Here is a 15,799-nt window from a genome sequence, read left to right as displayed (position 1 = left end):
AGATGTGTATAAGAGACAGGCACTACCCTGCTTCAGCGCTTGACCTTGCGCAGCGACACCACCAGCGCCCACAGCGCCAGCAGCACGAACCACACGCCCGACCACATCGGCATGGTCAGGCCCAGGAAGGTCCAGTCGATGTTGCCGCAGTTGCCGGTACCGGTCAGCACCGTGCGGAATACTTCCAGCGGCCCCATGGTTTCGCTCAGGAAGGCCAGCGGCGGGCCACAGGTGGACCCCATTTCCGGCGGCAGCATCTGCACGTAGACGTGGCGCGCGGCGATGCCCACGCCCACTGCGGCGGCAATGAACGCCAGCACGCCATAGGTCGCGCGTCCGGGGCGGTTGGACGGACCATGCAGTGCACCGATCAGGAACAGCAGGCCAAGCGCAGCGAAGGCCAGGCGCTGGAAGATGCACAGCGGACACGGCTCCAGGCCCATCTTCAGCTGCAGGAAGATCGCGTAGCCAAGCAGGCCCGCGCAGATCAGGAAGCCCAGGAAGAACTGGGCGCGGAAGGGCCAGCGCAGTGGATTCATCGTCAACGCTCGAATGGATCAGGCGCCAAGCGTAACCGAGAGTGCGCGCCATTCGAACCGCCACAGGTGACGCCTGTCGGAACGGTGTGGGTCAGAGTCCTGTCCTGCGGAAAGGGATCCGCCCCCGGAAACGCAAAAGCCCGGCAGAGGCCGGGCTTTCGCTGTGTCGCATTGGAGCGGTCCGATTACTCGGCCACTTCCTCGGCCACGACCGGACGGTCAATCAGCTCGACGTAGGCCATCGGCGCGTTGTCGCCAGCGCGGAAGCCGCACTTCAGCAGACGCAGGTAGCCGCCCGGACGGTTCGCGTAGCGCGGGCCCAGGATGGTGAACAGGTTGCCCACGGCTTCGTTGTCGCGCAGGCGGGCGAAGGCCAGACGGCGGTTGGCGACGGAGTCGACCTTGGCCAGGGTGATCAGCGGCTCGGCAACGCGGCGCAGTTCCTTGGCCTTCGGCAGGGTGGTCTTGATCAGCTCGTGCTTGAACAGCGAGGCAGCCATGTTCTTGAACATCGCTTCGCGGTGGGCGCTGGTACGGCTGAACTTACGGCCAGACTTCTGGTGACGCATGGTGATATTCCTTGGTTAATGATGAGACTGTGCGGATCGTTGTCGCCATCCTGGCGTTGCTGCGCGGACTGCGGTTGGTCCTGGCCACCCGTCCTGGGCGACCTGCCGCGCGAACCTGGGGTTCGTCGTGGCATGTTGTGTTGCGTTGAAGGCCCCACCGCGAACGGTGGAGCCTTCAAGCATTACCGATATCAGCCCAGCATGCCGTGGCTGGCGACACCGGCCGGCGGCCAGTTCTCCAGCTTCATGCCGAGCGACAGGCCGCGCTGAGCCAGCACTTCCTTGATCTCGGTGAGCGACTTCTTGCCCAGGTTCGGGGTCTTCAGCAGCTCCACTTCGGTCTTCTGGATCAGATCGCCGATGTAGTAGATGCTTTCAGCCTTCAGGCAGTTGGCCGAACGCACGGTCAGCTCCAGATCGTCGATCGGGCGCAGCAGCACCGGATCCACGCCGTTGTTGGCCGGCTTGGCTGCACCGCGGTCGCGGTGGGTGAAGTCACCGAACACCGACAGCTGGTCGCTGAGGATGTCGGCGGCGGTGCGCACGGCTTCCTCGGCGTCGATGGTGCCGTTGGTCTCGATATCGATGACCAGCTTGTCCAGGTCGGTACGCTGTTCGACGCGGGCCGCTTCCACGGCATAGGCGACGCGGCGGACCGGCGAGAACGAGGCATCCAGGACCAGACGGCCGATGGCACGGGTTTCTTCGTCCGGACGACGACGCGCGGCAGCCGGCTGGTAGCCGAAACCACGTTCGATCTTCAGACGCATGTTGATCGCCGTATCCTTGGTCAGGTGGCAGATCACGTGTTCGCCGTTCAGGATCTCCACATTGTGGTCGACCTTGATGTCGGCAGCGGTGACAACGCCCGGGCCCTGCTTGGACAGGGACAGGGTGGCGCTGTCGCCGGAGTGCATACGGATGGCCACGTCCTTGAGGTTCAGCAGGACTTCGAGCACGTCCTCCTGCAGACCTTCGACCGTGGTGTACTCATGCAACACGCCGTCGATTTCGACTTCCGTGATGGCGAAGCCCGGGATGGACGACAGCAGCACGCGACGCAGGGCATTACCCAGCGTATGCCCGTAACCCCGCTCCAAAGGTTCGATAACGACCTTTGCACGGGTGTCGGTAAGGCGTTCGATCTGCGGACCGCGAGGACGCAGAACCTGGTTGGCGGTAACCGTCATGTTGCGGGTTCTCCTAGTGAACCCCCGGCCGTCGCCGGGGGCTCTCCAATGTGAATTACTTCGAATACAGCTCGACGATCAGCGCTTCGTTGATGTCCGCAGGCAGATCCGAACGATCCGGAACAGCCTTGAAGATGCCGGTGAACTTCCCGGAATCCACTTCAACCCACGACGGGCTCAGGTCATGCTGGGCGGCGACGGTCAGGGCTTCCTGGACGCGCAGCTGCTTGGCAGCCTTTTCAGACAGAGCGATGGCGTCGCCAGCCTTGACCTGGTACGAAGCCAGGTTGACCGACTTGCCATTCACGGTGACGCCGCGGTGCGACACCAGCTGACGGGCAGCCGGACGGGTCACGGCGAAGCCCATGCGGTAGACGACGTTGTCCAGGCGGGTTTCCAGCAGCTGCAGCAGGTTCTCGCCGGTGTTGCCCTTCTTGGTCGAGGCCTTCTTGTAGTAGTTGCGGAACTGACGCTCCAGCAGGCCGTAGATACGCTTGACCTTCTGCTTTTCACGCAGCTGGGTGGCGTAGTCGGACAGCTTGCCCTTGCGGGCAGTGGCGCCGTGCTGGCCGGGCTTCTGCTCCAGCTTGCACTTCGAGTCCAGCGCACGCGCCGGGCTCTTCAGGGACAGGTCGGCGCCTTCGCGACGGGCGAGCTTACAGGTAGGACCGATATAACGAGCCATTTCTTATCGCTCCCTTTAGACGCGACGCTTCTTCGGCGGACGGCACCCGTTGTGCGGGATAGGCGTCACGTCGATGATGTTGGTGATCTTGTAGCCGACGTTGTTCAACGAACGCACGGCCGACTCACGGCCCGGACCCGGGCCCTTGATGCGGACTTCCAGCGACTTCACGCCGTAGTCCAGCGCAGCACGACCGGCCTTTTCAGCAGCCACCTGGGCAGCGAACGGGGTCGACTTGCGCGAACCGCGGAAGCCAGCGCCACCGGAGGTCGCCCACGACAGAGCGTTGCCCTGGCGGTCGGTGATGGTGACGATGGTGTTGTTGAACGAAGCGTGGACGTGGGCAACGCCGTCGGTGACGACGCGCTTGATCTTCTTCTTGGTCTTAGCAGCGGGCTTAGCCATTTCTCAGTCCCTTACTTCTTGATCGCCTTGCGCGGACCCTTGCGGGTGCGGGCGTTGGTACGGGTGCGCTGGCCACGCAGCGGGAGGCCACGACGGTGACGCAGGCCGCGGTAGCAGCCCAGGTCCATCAGGCGCTTGATCGCGATGCCGATCTCACGGCGCAGATCGCCTTCCACGATGTACTTGCCGACTTCGGCGCGCAGGCGCTCGATTTCCGGCTCCGACAGATCGCGGATCTTGGTGGTCGAAGCAACGCCTGCGACTTCGCAGACCTTCTTCGAACGGGTACGGCCGATGCCGTAAATGCTTTGCAACCCGACCCAGACGTGCTTCTGGGCTGGCAGGTTGACGCCTGCAATACGCGCCATGACGCGGTTCTCCAGCTGAGTGATGGCCGACAGCGCGCCTCGGGCACGCCAATCCGGCAGGATGGATCAAAAAAGTGAACTAGCGATACTAACAAGGTTCCGGTTTACATGGAAGCCCGTGAAACCATTGGTTTCATGAACCCGGCCTGGGGAGTGTGCCCAGGCTCCGGCGCCGGATGGGGTTGGACCCGGGGTTTCCCCCGGAGCCGCCCGCGCTACTCCAGCGCGGGACCACCTCATCACACCCCCACCCGGAACCGCTGCGGGGGCCGCCCTTCGTTTGTGTGGCCGGAGTCCGCGAAGCGGAGGGACCATCACGTCAGGAAGACGAAAGTATAACAGGCCAATCAGCCGCGGGCAAAACCGCCGCGGTTGCCGCCCTTCAGGTTGGCCTTCTTCAGCAGGCTCTCGTACTGGTGGGACATCAGGTGCGCCTGCACCTGGGCGATGAAGTCCATCACCACCACCACCACGATCAGCAGCGAAGTACCACCGAAGTAGAACGAGGCGTTCAGCTGCGTGCGCATCAGTTCCGGCAGCAGGCAGACGATCACCAGGTAGGCCGAGCCGGCCGCGGTCAGGCGGGTCAGCACGCCGTCGATGTAATCGGCAGTGGCCTTGCCCGGACGGATGCCCGGAATCAGCGCGCCCGACTTCTTCAGGTTGTCGGCGGTTTCCTGCGAGTTGAACACCAGCGCGGTATAGAAGAACGCGAAACCGGTGATCAGCGCAGCGAACACGATCATGTGCAGCGGCTCGCCCGGGCCGAGCGCGTTGGCGACCTTCTGCAGGACCTGGCCGAAGCTGCTCTGGTTGGCAGCCTGGCCGGACCACATGGCCAGGGTGGCCGGGAAGGCCAGCAGGCTCGAGGCGAAGATCGCCGGGATGACGCCGGCCATGTTGAGCTTCAGCGGCAGGAACGAGGTCTGGTTCATGTACGCGTTGCGACCGCCCTGGCGGCGCGCGTAGTTGACCGTGATCCGGCGCTGGCCACGCTCGACGAACACCACGAAGAAGGTGAAGGCGAGCACGACGATGGCGATCAGCAGCAGCTGGATGAACTGGATGTTGCCGTCGCGGTAGGCGTCGAAGGTGTGGATGATCGCACCCGGCAGGCCAGCGACGATACCGGCGAAGATGATCAGCGACACGCCATTGCCGATGCCGCGCTCGGTGACCTGCTCACCGACCCACATCAGGAACATGGTGCCGGCGGTCAGCGCGACCACGGCGGTGAGCACGAAGCCCATGCCCGGCGCGTACACGACCGGAGCGCCCGACGGCGAGACCTGGCCCTGCAGGGCCAGTGCGATCGAGCCGCCCTGCACCACTGCCAGCAGCACGGCGCCGATGCGCGAATACTGGGTGATCTTGCGGCGGCCGGACTCACCTTCCTTCTGCATCGCCTTCAGGGCGGGGAAGATGTGCACGGCCAGCTGCATCACGATCGATGCCGAAATGTACGGCATCACGTTCAGCGCAAAGATGCTGAAACGGTGCAGGGCGCCGCCCGAGAACATGTTGAACATGTCCACGATGCCGCCGCCCTGCTGTTGCATCATGGCAAGCATGGCATCGGGATTGACGCCCGGCACCGGCACGTAGCAGCCGATGCGATAGACGATCAAAGCCCCGACGACGAACAGCAAACGTTGGCGAAGTTCAGTGAACTTGCCCATTCCGCCCGCGAGGTTACCGATGCCAGCTTGCGCCATGATTTTCTTACTCCGTTACGCTGCCGCCGGCAGCTTCGATCGCAGCCTTGGCACCAGCCGTGGCAGCGATACCCTTCAGGGTGAACGCCTTGGTCACTTCGCCCTTGACGACGACCTTGGCCTTCTTTGCAGTGCTCGGGACCAGCTTGGCAGCACGCAGGGCGGCGAAGTCGATCTCACCGGCCGGCAGCTTGTCCAGCGCGTACAGCAGCACTTCAGCGGTGTCCTTGGCGATCGGCGAACGGAAGCCGATCTTCGGCAGACGACGCTGCATGGGGGTCTGGCCGCCTTCGAAGCCAGCCTTGATCTTGCCGCCACCCTTACGGGCGAACGAACCCTTGTGGCCGCGGCCGGCAGTCTTGCCCAGGCCCGAGCCGATACCGCGACCGACGCGGGTGCGCTCGGTGCGGGCGCCCGGTGCCGGGCTCAGTTCATTGAGACGCAGAGTCATGATCGATTACTCCTCAACCTTGACGAGGTAGTGAACGGTGTTGATCAGACCGCGAACCTGCGGGCTGTCCTTCAGTTCACGCACATCGTTGAGCTTGTTCAGACCCAGAGCACGCACCGACAGGCGGTGACGCGACTGAGCACCACGCAGGCCGCGCACCAGGCGCACCTTCACAGTCTTGTTGGACTCATTAGCCATGGTTGAGTTCCTCCACCTTCTTGCCGCGCTTGGCCGCGATGCGAGCCGGCGACTGCGCAGCAGACAGGCCCTTCACGGTGGCACGCACCAGGTTGATCGGGTTGCGCGAACCGGTGGCCTTGGCCAGCACGTTCTTCACGCCAACGGCTTCCAGCACGGCGCGCATGGCACCGCCGGCGATGACGCCGGTACCTTCCGAAGCCGGCTGCATGAACACGCGGGCTGCGCCGTGACCATCCTTGATGGTGTGCCACAGGGTGCCGTTGTTCAGGTCAACGCTGACCAGGTTCTTGCGGGCCTGTTCCATCGACTTCTGGATGGCGACCGGCACTTCGCGGGCCTTGCCATAGCCGAAACCGACCTTGCCTTCGCCGTCGCCGACCACGGTCAGGGCGGTGAAGGTGAACTGGCGGCCACCCTTGACGGTCTTGCTGACGCGGTTGACCGCGACCAGCTTTTCGATCATGCCGTCGTCGACTTTCTCTTCGCGGTTACGGTCGCGATCGCGACCCCGCTGCTGACGCTCTTCTGCCATTTTGATTCCTTGGTAGTTTGGGTATGTACGGCTCGGGGCCGCTTATGGTTGTGGAATGTCGCGTTGTTCCGGTGGGCCACTGCAGAAGAGTGGCGCCGTCCAGCCTCACTCAGGCGGGCGAGCAGGCGGGCAGGAGACCACAGGTCCCCTGCCCTTATCCCTTAGAACTGCAGGCCGGCTTCGCGGGCGGCTTCTGCCAGGGCCTTGATGCGGCCGTGGTAGCGGTAGCCCGAACGATCGAAGGCAACCTTCTCGACGCCGGCGGCCTTGGCGCGCTCAGCGACGATACGGCCGACCTTGGCGGCGGCGTCGGCGTTCTTGCCGTTCTTCAGGCCTTCCATGACGTCGGTCTGGGTGGTGTTGGCAGCAGCCAGCACCTTGGAACCGTCGGCGGTGAAGACCTGGGCGTACAGGTGCTGGCCGGTGCGCAGCACCGACAGGCGGGCGACGCCGAGCTCACGGATGTGGGCGCGGGTCGACTTGGCGCGACGCAGGCGGGCGATGTTCTTGTTCATTTTGATTATTCCTTGAAAGCTGAAGGTTGGGCTTTTCCCTGAGGAGTCCGCACAAGGATGTGCGGGCTCTTGCGAGGGACTCGCACTTACGCCTTCTTGGCTTCCTTACGGATGATGACTTCGTCGGAGTACTTCACGCCCTTGCCCTTGTACGGCTCCGGCTTGCGGAACGCACGGATCTTGGCGGCAACTTCACCGACGACCTGCTTGTCAGCGCCCTGGACCAGGATCTCGGTCTGGGTCGGGGTGGTGATGGTGATGCCTTCCGGCGCCACGAACACGACCGGGTGCGAGAAGCCCAGCGACAGGTTCAGGTCCTTGCCCTGCATGGCAGCGCGGTAACCCACGCCGACCAGCTCCAGCTTGCGCTCGAAGCCTTCGGACACGCCCTTGACCATGTTGGCCAGGATCGCACGCACGGTGCCGGTCAGTGCGACCAGCTCGGCGTTCTCGGTGCTCAGGGTGGCAACGCCGTTGTCGACGTTGATGGCAATACCGGCCGGCTTGGCCAGCGACAGGGAACCCTTCGGGCCCTTGGCGGTGACGCTGTCCGACTGGACGTTCAGTTCAACCTTACCCAGGTCGATCGGCTTCTTGGCTACGCGGGACATAGTTCTACTCCTTTCGCCTTAGGCCACGAAGCACAGGACTTCGCCGCCGACGCCCAGCTGGCGCGCCTGCGCATCAGTCATGATGCCCTTGGAGGTGGAAATGATGGAGATACCCAGGCCGTTCATGACCTTCGGCAGCTCGCTCTTGCCGCGGTACTGGCGCAGGCCCGAACGCGAGAAGCGCTTCAGGGTCGCGATGACCGGCTTGCCTTCGAAATACTTCAGCACGATTTCCAGCTCGGACTTGTTGTTTTCCAGCTGGGTCACGCGCAGGTCGGTGATGTAACCCTCGTCCTTCAGGACCTGGGCGATCGCAACCTTGATCTTGGACGACGGGGCTTTCACCGTCTGCTTGCCAACCGCGGCCGCATTCTTGATGCGGACCAGCAGGTCGGCGATGGGATCAGTCATGCTCATATGAGTACCTTTGAGTGCACCGATATCCGCTTTCGCGAAAATCTGTTGTCTCCTGGAAACGGGCCAGGTCCCTTGATGCAGCGGGCCAAGGGCCCACTCCTACAACCCCGTTTGCACAGGGCAAGACGCGGGAGTATACGCCAAAAGAGCCCGGCTTGCGCCGGGCTCTTCGGTTTTTTTGCGTCGGGAAAGCTGAATGCCTCCCCTGCCCGGTTCAGGCACCCCCGAAGGGGCGCCTGATCGCAGGGCCGGCTGGGATTACCAGCTGGCCTTGCGCAGACCCGGGACGTCGCCACGCATGGTGGCTTCACGCAGCTTGTTACGGCCCAGGCCGAACTTGCTGTAGACGCCACGCGGACGACCCGACAGCTCGCAACGGTTGCGCTGGCGGCTCGGCGACGAATCGCGCGGCAGCTTGGCCAGCTTGGTTGCGGCGTCGATCTTCTCTTCGTAGGTCGCGTCCACGGAGGACACGATCTTCTTCAGAGCTGCACGCTTTTCAGCGTACTTCTTTGCCAGCTTTTCCCGCTTGATGTCGCGGTTGACCATGGAGGTCTTTGCCATTTCGGTTTCCTCGACAGATCAGTTACGGAACGGGAACTTGAACGCTGCCAGCAGCGCCTTCGCTTCCGCGTCGGTCTTCGCAGTGGTGGTGATGGCGATATCCATACCGCGGATCGCGTCGACGGCGTCGAAGTCGATTTCCGGGAAGATGATCTGCTCCTTCACACCCATGTTGAAGTTGCCGCGGCCGTCGAAGGAACGACCGGAAACACCACGGAAGTCGCGCACGCGCGGCAGCGAGATGTTGATCAGGCGATCCAGGAACTCGTACATCTTGTGGCGACGCAGCGTGGTCTTGCAGCCGATCGGCCAACCATCGCGGATCTTGAACGACGCAACCGACACACGCGACTTGGTGACAACCGGCTTCTGGCCGGAAATCTTGGTCATGTCGCCGACGGCGTTTTCCAGGATCTTCTTGTTGGTGGCCGCTTCGCCGACACCCATGTTCAGGGTGACCTTGACCAGCTTCGGCACTTCCATCGGATTGGTGTAGCCGAACTGCTTCATCAGCGCCGGCACCACTTCGTCCTTGTAGAACTTTTCGAGACGGGAACTCATCTTCTCATTCCTCAGGCGTCGAGCGCCTCACCGCTGGAGCGGAACACACGCAGTTTGCGTCCATCCTCCAGCACCTTGAAGCCAACGCGTTCGCCCTTGCCCGAAGCCGGGTTCAGAACATTCACGTTGGAGATATGGATCGAAGCTTCGCGCTCGACCACGCCGCCGGCAACACCTGCCTGCGGGTTCGGCTTGGTGTGGCGCTTGACGATGTTCACGTTGGCGACGACCACACGGTCGCCGTCGACGCGGACGACTTCGCCCTGCTTGCCCTTGTCCTTGCCAGCGTTGACGACAACCTGGTCGCCCTTCTTGATACGGTTAGCCATGATTATCTCCTGTCGCTCACAGCACTTCGGGAGCGAGCGAGACGATCTTCATGAACTTCTCCGAACGAAGTTCACGGGTCACCGGCCCGAAGATACGGGTACCGATCGGCTCCTGCTTGTTGTTCAGCAGGACGGCAGCGTTGCCGTCGAAGCGGATCAGCGAGCCGTCGGCGCGACGCACACCCTTGCGGGTACGCACCACGACGGCGTCATACACTTCACCCTTCTTGACCTTGCCGCGCGGAATCGCATCCTTCACGGTGACCTTGATGATGTCGCCGATGCCGGCGTAACGGCGCTTGGAACCACCCAGCACCTTGAAGCACATCACCTGCTTGGCACCCGAATTGTCCGCGACGTCAAGGTAGCTCTGCATCTGGATCATGATTCAGCTCCTTATTCAGCCGCGCGCGTGATGACTTCCACCACGCGCCAGTTCTTGGTCTTGGACATCGGAGCAATCTCGGTCACGCGGACGACATCGCCTTCCTTGCAGGCGTTGTCGGCATCGTGGGCGTGCAGCTTCGTCGAGCGCTTGATGTACTTGCCGTACAGCGCGTGCTTGACCTGACGCTCAACCAGGACGGTAACCGTCTTGTCCATCTTGTTGCTGACGACACGGCCTTCGACCGTGCGCAGCGTCTTCTTTTCAGTATTGTCGCTCATAGCGGCCATCCTTACTTCGTGCTGCCGAGCAGGGTCTTGACGCGAGCAATCTCGCGACGGACCCGGCGAATGTCGTGGGTCTTCGGCAGCTGGCCGGTGACCTGCTGCATACGGACAGAGAACTGTTCCTTACGCAGGTCGATCAGGTGGGCCTTGAGTTCGTCAGCCGACTTTTCACGGAGAGTTTTGATATCCATCAGCGCACCGTACGGGTCACGAAAGTGGTGGTGACCGAGAGCTTGGCGGCGGCCAGGCGGAACGCCTCGCGAGCCACTTCCTCGGAAACACCCTCGATTTCATAGATCATGCGGCCGGGCTGGATCTGGGCCACCCAGTATTCCACGTTGCCCTTACCAGAACCCATTCGGACTTCGATGGGCTTCTTGGTGATGGGCTTGTCGGGGAACACGCGGATCCACATCTTGCCGCCGCGCTTGACGTAGCGGCTGATCGAGCGGCGGGCCGCTTCGATCTGACGCGCGGTCAGCTGACCGTGTGCGGTTGCCTTCAGGCCGTATTCGCCGAAGCTGACAGCGTTGGCGCTCCAGCTCAGGCCATCGTTACGGCCCTTGTGTACCTTGCGGTACTTGGTTCGCTTGGGTTGCAACATTGTCGTTACCTCGCTTCACGGGCCGGGCGCTGACGGTCACCACGGTCGCCGCGATCGTGACGATCGTTGCGCGACGGGGTGTCGTCCTGCTTTTCCTGGCCAACCTGGGAGAAATCGAAGACCTCGCCCTTGTAGATCCAGACCTTGATGCCGATGATGCCGTAGGTCGTCTTGGCTTCAGCGAAGCCATAGTCGATGTCGGCACGCAGGGTGTGCAGCGGCACGCGGCCTTCGCGGTACCACTCCGAACGGGCGATTTCTGCACCGTTGAGGCGGCCACCGACGTTGACCTTGATGCCCAGGGCACCCAGACGCATCGCGTTGCCGACCGAGCGCTTCATTGCACGGCGGAACATGATGCGACGCTCCAGCTGCTGGGCGATCGACTCGGCAACGAGCTGCGCGTCCAGTTCCGGCTTGCGCACTTCGGTGACGTTGATGTGCGCCGGGACGCCCATCATCTCGCTCACTTCCTTGCGCAGCTTCTCGATGTCCTCACCGCGCTTGCCGATCACCACGCCCGGACGGGCGGTGTGGATCGTCACGCGAGCAGTCTTGGCCGGACGCTCGATCAGGATCTTGCTGATGCCGGCCTGAGCCAGCTTCTTGCGCAGCATTTCGCGCACTTTCAGGTCGGCTGCCAGGTAACCAGCGAACTCGGCCTTGTTGGCGTACCACTTGGAGTTCCAGTCCTTGGAAATGCCGAGGCGGATACCAATCGGATGAACTTTATGACCCATGGTCTTTTCCTTATCCGCTTACTTGGCGGCGCCCACAACCACAGTGATGTGGCTGGTGCGCTTGAGGATGCGGGTACCGCGGCCTTTCGCCCGCGCCATGAAACGCTTCAGGGTCGGACCTTCATCAACCATGATGGTCTGAACCTTCAGCTCGTCGACGTCGGCGCCCTGGTTGTTCTCGGCGTTGGCAATTGCCGACTCCACCACCTTCTTGATCAGGTGGGCAGCCTTCTTGTCCGAGAACTTCAGCAGGTTGACCGCACGCTCGGCCGGCAGACCGCGCACCTGGTCAGCGACCAGACGAGCCTTCTGCGGGGAGATGCGCGCAGTGCGCAGGATGGCTTTCGCTTCCATTGTCATCTCTCCTTACTTGCCCGACTTCTTGTCACCACCGTGACCCTTGAAGGTCCGGGTGATGGCAAATTCGCCGAGCTTGTGGCCGACCATGTTCTCGTTGACGAGAACCGGGATGTGGTTCTTGCCGTTATGCACGGCAATGGTGACGCCTACCATGTCAGGCAGGATCATCGAACGGCGCGACCAGGTCTTGATCGGCTTCTTGCTGCCCGCAGCGGCCTCCACCTTCTTGACGAGGTGGTGATCGACGAACGGGCCCTTCTTGAGTGAACGTGCCATGGTCGATTAGCCCCTACGATCGCGGACGATGAACTGCTGAGTGCGCTTGTTATGGCGCGTCTTGTAACCCTTGGTCGGGACACCCCACGGGGTGACCGGATGCGGATTACCCTGGCCGGCCTTCGCCTCACCACCACCGTGCGGGTGGTCAACCGGGTTCATGGCAGCACCACGAACGGTCGGGCGGACGCCGCGCCAACGCTTGGCACCGGCCTTGCCCAGCTTTTCCAGGCTGTGCTCGTCGTTGCCGACTTCGCCGATGGTGGCGCAGCACTCGACCGGAACCTTACGCATTTCACCCGAGCGCAGGCGCAGGGTGGCGTAGATGCCTTCGCGAGCCACCAGCTGCACGGCCGCACCAGCGGCGCGAGCGATCTGAGCGCCCTTGCCCGGCTTCAGTTCGATGCAGTGGATGGTGGTGCCGACCGGGATGTTGCGCAGCGGCAGGGTGTTGCCGGCCTTGATCGGGGCGTCCGAACCAGCGATCACCTGATCACCAGCCTTCAGGCCCTTCGGGGCGATGATGTAGCGACGCTCACCGTCGACGTAGCACAGCAGAGCGATGTGCGCGGTGCGGTTCGGATCGTATTCGATGCGTTCCACGCGCGCCGGGATGCCCAGCTTGTTGCGCTTGAAGTCGATGATGCGGTAGTGCTGCTTGGCACCACCACCGACGTGACGCACGGTGATGCGGCCATGGTGGTTACGACCACCCGAGCGGCTCTGCGACTCGACCAGCGCAGCGTGCGGAGCACCCTTGTGCAGGTCGGGAGTGACCACGCGCACGGCCGAACGGCGGCCGGGGGAAGTGGGCTTGAATTTCATCAATGGCATGGGATGTACCTCAGGCCTTGGCCGTTACATCGATCGACTGGCCATCGGCCAGGCGAACGTACGCCTTGCGCCAATCGCCGCGGCGGCCAGCACGGTTACGGAAGGACTTGTTCTTGCCCTTGACGTTGACCACGTTGACGGCTTCGACCTTGACGTCGAACAGCTGCTCAACCGCGGCCTTTACATCGGCCTTGGTGGCTTCGTTCGAAACTTCGAAGACATACTGGTTGGAGAGTTCCTGCAGGCGCGCGGTCTTTTCGGAGACACGCGGGGCACGCAGCACGCTGAAGATTTTTTCGTTGCTGTTCATGCCAGCCACTCCTCGACCTTCTTGACCGCGTCAGCGGTGATGACGACCGTGTCGGCACCCACCAGCGAGACCGGATCCAGACCCTGGACGTCACGCACCTGCACGTACGGCAGATTGCGGGCGGACAGGTACAGGTGCTCGGACGCTTCTTCGGTGACGATCAGCGGGCGCTTGCCCACTTCCAGGCCGGCCAGCTTGGCGATCAGACCCTTCGTGTTGGTCACTTCGACGTCGAAGGACTCCACGATGGTCAGACGGCCCTGACGGTTCAGCTCGGACAGGATCGCGCACATGGCGGCACGGTACTGCTTACGATTGACCTTCTGCTCGAAGCTGCGCGGCTTGGCCGCGAAGGTGACACCGCCGCCGACGAAGATCGGAGCCGTCAGTGCGCCATGACGCGCGCCGCCGCCCTTCTGCTTCTTCGACTTCTTGGTGGTACCAGCCACTTCGGAGCGAGTCTTCTGTGCCTTGGTGCCGGCGCGACCGGCGTTGCGGTAGGCAACGACGACCTGGTGGACCAGATCTTCGCTGAAATCGCGACCGAACACGGCGTCGGAGACCGAGACCTTGTTGTTGCTACCCGTGATAACGAGTTCCATCGTCATCTCTCCTTATGCCTTGCTCGCCGGACGGACGATCACGTCGCCACCCGCCGCGCCCGGAACGGCGCCGCGAACGGCGATCAGACCGCGCTCGACGTCGACCTTGACCACTTCCAGGTTCTGGGTGCTCTGCTGCACCGCGCCCATGTGGCCCGACATCTTCTTGCCCGGGAAAACGCGACCCGGGGTCTGGCGCTGACCCAGCGAACCCGGCGCGCGATGCGACAGCGAGTTACCGTGGGTTGCATCGCCCATACGGAAGTTGTGGCGCTTGATGGTGCCCTGGAAGCCCTTACCCTTGGTGACACCCTGGACGTCGACGATCTGGCCGACTTCGAAGATGTCCGCCTTGACTTCGCCGCCAACGGCGAAATCGCCGAGCTGCGCGTCTTCAACGCGGAATTCCCACAGGCCACGACCCGCTTCCACCTTCGCCTTGGCGAAGTGGCCGGCTTCCGGCTTGTTGACCAGGGCAGCGCGACGCGCGCCGACGGTCACCTGCACGGCGCTGTAGCCGTCGGTTTCGACGGTCTTGATCTGCGCGATGCGGTTCGGGGTTGCTTCGATCAGGGTCACCGGGATGGAGCGGCCATCTTCAGTGAACACGCGGCTCATGCCAGCCTTGCGGCCCACGAAGCCCAACGAATACTTCTTCGTCATGGTCGTAGTCCTCAGGTCAGCTTGATCTGAACGTCGACGCCGGCAGCCAGTTCGAGCTTCATCAGCGCGTCCACGGTCTTGTCATTCGGGTCAACGATATCGAGCACGCGCTTGTGCGTGCGGGTCTCGTACTGGTCACGCGCGTCCTTGTCGACGTGCGGGGAAACGAGAACGGTGTAACGCTCGATCTTGGTCGGCAGCGGGATCGGGCCACGCACTTGCGCGCCGGTCCGCTTTGCCGTTTCAACGATCTCGCTGGCCGAACGGTCGATCAGACGATGATCGAACGCTTTCAGCCGGATCCGGATCTTTTGGTCCGCCATGGCGGTAGGTTCCTTCGTTAAAAGAGCGACAGACAAAGCCTCTGGGTTGCTTTGTCCCATGAAATTCCTGAATACGGACGACCCACAGTCCTGCAGGCCGCCAAGGTCACTCCATAGACCTCAAAAACGTAGGCAGACCAGTTACCCGGCCTGCCCAGACGTAGAAGCATAATGGCACGCAAGGCAGCTGTCAACAGTCGCCTGTTGACGCCGCCTGAATGGCATTGACCCTTCCTGGTCCGGGGAACACAAGGCACATCCTGTGCCTGCTTTCCCATTTGATACGCCCCGATGCCCTACCCAGGCAACATCGGGGCGCAGATACTACCAGATTACTCGATGATCTTCGAGACCACGCCGGCGCCGACGGTACGACCGCCTTCGCGGATGGCGAAGCGCAGGCCTTCGTCCATTGCCACCGGGTTGATCAGGGTGACGACCATCTTGACGTTGTCACCCGGCATCACCATTTCGACGCCTTCCGGCAGAGCAGCTGCGCCGGTGATGTCGGTGGTGCGGAAGTAGAACTGCGGACGGTAGCCGTTGAAGAACGGGGTGTGACGGCCGCCCTCGTCCTTCGACAGAACGTAGACTTCGCCTTCGAACTTGGTGTGCGGCTTGATCGAACCCGGCTTAGCCAGAACCTGGCCACGCTCGACGTCGTCACGCTTGGTGCCGCGCAGCAGCAGGCCAGCGTTGTCGCCTGCCTGACCCTGGTCCAGCAGCTTGCGGAACATTTCAACGCCGGTCACGGTGGTCTTCT

The 15,799-nt window shown here is 62.7% G+C and carries 29 protein-coding genes; all 29 read right to left on the bottom strand.

Features of this window, described 5'->3' with window-relative positions; all coding sequences use genetic code 11:
* Positions 1-32 precede the first annotated feature (32 nt).
* Entirely contained in the window at positions 33-539 is a 507-nt protein-coding gene (locus AC5O77_RS20665; RefSeq protein WP_010483974.1) for a disulfide bond formation protein B, read from the bottom strand.
* Between the two features lie 185 nt (positions 540-724).
* Complete coding sequence (gene rplQ, locus AC5O77_RS20660; protein WP_494507127.1) at positions 725-1,108, bottom strand: 50S ribosomal protein L17; 384 nt, start codon at positions 1,106-1,108, stop codon at positions 725-727.
* A 191-nt stretch (positions 1,109-1,299) separates the two neighbouring features.
* Positions 1,300-2,298 (bottom strand): DNA-directed RNA polymerase subunit alpha, encoded by a 999-nt coding sequence (locus tag AC5O77_RS20655; protein ID WP_010483975.1) that lies wholly within the window; start codon positions 2,296-2,298, stop codon positions 1,300-1,302.
* Between the two features lie 55 nt (positions 2,299-2,353).
* Entirely contained in the window at positions 2,354-2,983 is a 630-nt protein-coding gene (gene rpsD / locus AC5O77_RS20650; RefSeq protein ID WP_004145446.1) for a 30S ribosomal protein S4, read from the bottom strand.
* A 15-nt stretch (positions 2,984-2,998) separates the two neighbouring features.
* Positions 2,999-3,388 (bottom strand): 30S ribosomal protein S11, encoded by a 390-nt coding sequence (rpsK, locus tag AC5O77_RS20645; protein ID WP_004145443.1) that lies wholly within the window; start codon positions 3,386-3,388, stop codon positions 2,999-3,001.
* Positions 3,389-3,399: 11 nt separating this feature from the next.
* Positions 3,400-3,756: a 30S ribosomal protein S13 gene (rpsM, locus tag AC5O77_RS20640; protein WP_004154500.1), complete on the bottom strand. Its 357-nt coding sequence runs from the start codon at positions 3,754-3,756 to the stop codon at positions 3,400-3,402.
* Positions 3,757-4,103: 347 nt separating this feature from the next.
* Complete coding sequence (secY, locus tag AC5O77_RS20635) at positions 4,104-5,471, bottom strand: preprotein translocase subunit SecY (protein WP_005408215.1); 1,368 nt, start codon at positions 5,469-5,471, stop codon at positions 4,104-4,106.
* Positions 5,472-5,478: 7 nt separating this feature from the next.
* Positions 5,479-5,922: a 50S ribosomal protein L15 gene (rplO, locus tag AC5O77_RS20630; RefSeq protein WP_004154498.1), complete on the bottom strand. Its 444-nt coding sequence runs from the start codon at positions 5,920-5,922 to the stop codon at positions 5,479-5,481.
* A 6-nt stretch (positions 5,923-5,928) separates the two neighbouring features.
* Positions 5,929-6,120 carry a 50S ribosomal protein L30 gene (gene rpmD, locus AC5O77_RS20625; protein WP_004145412.1) on the bottom strand — a complete coding sequence of 64 codons (192 nt, stop codon included), beginning with the start codon at positions 6,118-6,120 and terminating at the stop codon, positions 5,929-5,931.
* Entirely contained in the window at positions 6,113-6,655 is a 543-nt protein-coding gene (gene rpsE / locus AC5O77_RS20620; RefSeq protein ID WP_004145411.1) for a 30S ribosomal protein S5, read from the bottom strand. The genes rpmD and rpsE overlap by 8 nt, the downstream gene beginning before the upstream one ends.
* Before the next feature lie 161 nt (positions 6,656-6,816).
* Complete coding sequence (gene rplR, locus AC5O77_RS20615; protein WP_024957318.1) at positions 6,817-7,176, bottom strand: 50S ribosomal protein L18; 360 nt, start codon at positions 7,174-7,176, stop codon at positions 6,817-6,819.
* An 80-nt stretch (positions 7,177-7,256) separates the two neighbouring features.
* Complete coding sequence (gene rplF / locus AC5O77_RS20610; RefSeq protein ID WP_478058788.1) at positions 7,257-7,781, bottom strand: 50S ribosomal protein L6; 525 nt, start codon at positions 7,779-7,781, stop codon at positions 7,257-7,259.
* An 18-nt stretch (positions 7,782-7,799) separates the two neighbouring features.
* Positions 7,800-8,198: a 30S ribosomal protein S8 gene (rpsH, locus tag AC5O77_RS20605; protein WP_005408210.1), complete on the bottom strand. Its 399-nt coding sequence runs from the start codon at positions 8,196-8,198 to the stop codon at positions 7,800-7,802.
* 258 nt (positions 8,199-8,456) lie between these two features.
* Positions 8,457-8,762, bottom strand: coding sequence for a 30S ribosomal protein S14 (gene rpsN, locus AC5O77_RS20600; RefSeq protein WP_005408209.1), 306 nt, complete (start codon positions 8,760-8,762; stop codon positions 8,457-8,459).
* Between the two features lie 18 nt (positions 8,763-8,780).
* Entirely contained in the window at positions 8,781-9,323 is a 543-nt protein-coding gene (gene rplE, locus AC5O77_RS20595) for a 50S ribosomal protein L5 (RefSeq protein ID WP_004154491.1), read from the bottom strand.
* A gap of 11 nt (positions 9,324-9,334) precedes the next feature.
* Entirely contained in the window at positions 9,335-9,652 is a 318-nt protein-coding gene (rplX, locus tag AC5O77_RS20590) for a 50S ribosomal protein L24 (protein ID WP_004154490.1), read from the bottom strand.
* Positions 9,653-9,668: 16 nt separating this feature from the next.
* Positions 9,669-10,037: a 50S ribosomal protein L14 gene (rplN, locus tag AC5O77_RS20585; protein ID WP_010483978.1), complete on the bottom strand. Its 369-nt coding sequence runs from the start codon at positions 10,035-10,037 to the stop codon at positions 9,669-9,671.
* An 11-nt stretch (positions 10,038-10,048) separates the two neighbouring features.
* Positions 10,049-10,318, bottom strand: a complete 270-nt coding sequence (gene rpsQ, locus AC5O77_RS20580; RefSeq protein ID WP_004154489.1) for a 30S ribosomal protein S17 — start codon at positions 10,316-10,318, stop codon at positions 10,049-10,051.
* A gap of 11 nt (positions 10,319-10,329) precedes the next feature.
* Positions 10,330-10,515 (bottom strand): 50S ribosomal protein L29, encoded by a 186-nt coding sequence (rpmC, locus tag AC5O77_RS20575; RefSeq protein ID WP_004154487.1) that lies wholly within the window; start codon positions 10,513-10,515, stop codon positions 10,330-10,332.
* Entirely contained in the window at positions 10,515-10,928 is a 414-nt protein-coding gene (rplP, locus tag AC5O77_RS20570) for a 50S ribosomal protein L16 (protein ID WP_004154486.1), read from the bottom strand. Before rplP ends, rpmC begins: the two co-directional genes overlap by 1 nt.
* Positions 10,929-10,933: 5 nt before the next feature.
* Entirely contained in the window at positions 10,934-11,668 is a 735-nt protein-coding gene (gene rpsC, locus AC5O77_RS20565; RefSeq protein ID WP_004145350.1) for a 30S ribosomal protein S3, read from the bottom strand.
* A gap of 18 nt (positions 11,669-11,686) precedes the next feature.
* Positions 11,687-12,022 (bottom strand): 50S ribosomal protein L22, encoded by a 336-nt coding sequence (rplV, locus tag AC5O77_RS20560; protein ID WP_004145348.1) that lies wholly within the window; start codon positions 12,020-12,022, stop codon positions 11,687-11,689.
* A gap of 12 nt (positions 12,023-12,034) precedes the next feature.
* Positions 12,035-12,304 carry a 30S ribosomal protein S19 gene (gene rpsS / locus AC5O77_RS20555; protein WP_004154485.1) on the bottom strand — a complete coding sequence of 90 codons (270 nt, stop codon included), beginning with the start codon at positions 12,302-12,304 and terminating at the stop codon, positions 12,035-12,037.
* Positions 12,305-12,310: 6 nt separating this feature from the next.
* The gene (gene rplB, locus AC5O77_RS20550) at positions 12,311-13,138 is read right to left on the bottom strand and encodes a 50S ribosomal protein L2 (RefSeq protein ID WP_004145339.1); all 828 of its coding nucleotides are present in this window, start codon (positions 13,136-13,138) and stop codon (positions 12,311-12,313) included.
* 10 nt (positions 13,139-13,148) lie between these two features.
* Positions 13,149-13,448, bottom strand: coding sequence for a 50S ribosomal protein L23 (gene rplW, locus AC5O77_RS20545; RefSeq protein WP_004145338.1), 300 nt, complete (start codon positions 13,446-13,448; stop codon positions 13,149-13,151).
* Positions 13,445-14,050 carry a 50S ribosomal protein L4 gene (gene rplD / locus AC5O77_RS20540; protein ID WP_004145337.1) on the bottom strand — a complete coding sequence of 202 codons (606 nt, stop codon included), beginning with the start codon at positions 14,048-14,050 and terminating at the stop codon, positions 13,445-13,447. The genes rplW and rplD overlap by 4 nt, the downstream gene beginning before the upstream one ends.
* A gap of 12 nt (positions 14,051-14,062) precedes the next feature.
* The gene (rplC, locus tag AC5O77_RS20535) at positions 14,063-14,713 is read right to left on the bottom strand and encodes a 50S ribosomal protein L3 (RefSeq protein ID WP_004145336.1); all 651 of its coding nucleotides are present in this window, start codon (positions 14,711-14,713) and stop codon (positions 14,063-14,065) included.
* A gap of 11 nt (positions 14,714-14,724) precedes the next feature.
* On the bottom strand, positions 14,725-15,036 hold the full coding sequence (gene rpsJ, locus AC5O77_RS20530; protein ID WP_005408208.1) for a 30S ribosomal protein S10: 312 nt from the start codon (positions 15,034-15,036) through the stop codon (positions 14,725-14,727).
* Positions 15,037-15,368: 332 nt separating this feature from the next.
* Positions 15,369-15,799 (bottom strand): EF-Tu C-terminal domain-related protein (locus AC5O77_RS20525; RefSeq protein WP_494507124.1); only part of this gene is annotated, 431 nt, incomplete at its 5' end.

This window comes from Stenotrophomonas sp. INTA L402-1 (assembly GCF_059295135.1).
Note: the sequence above shows the minus strand (reverse complement) of the source record. Positions and strands in the feature narration are given on the sequence as shown.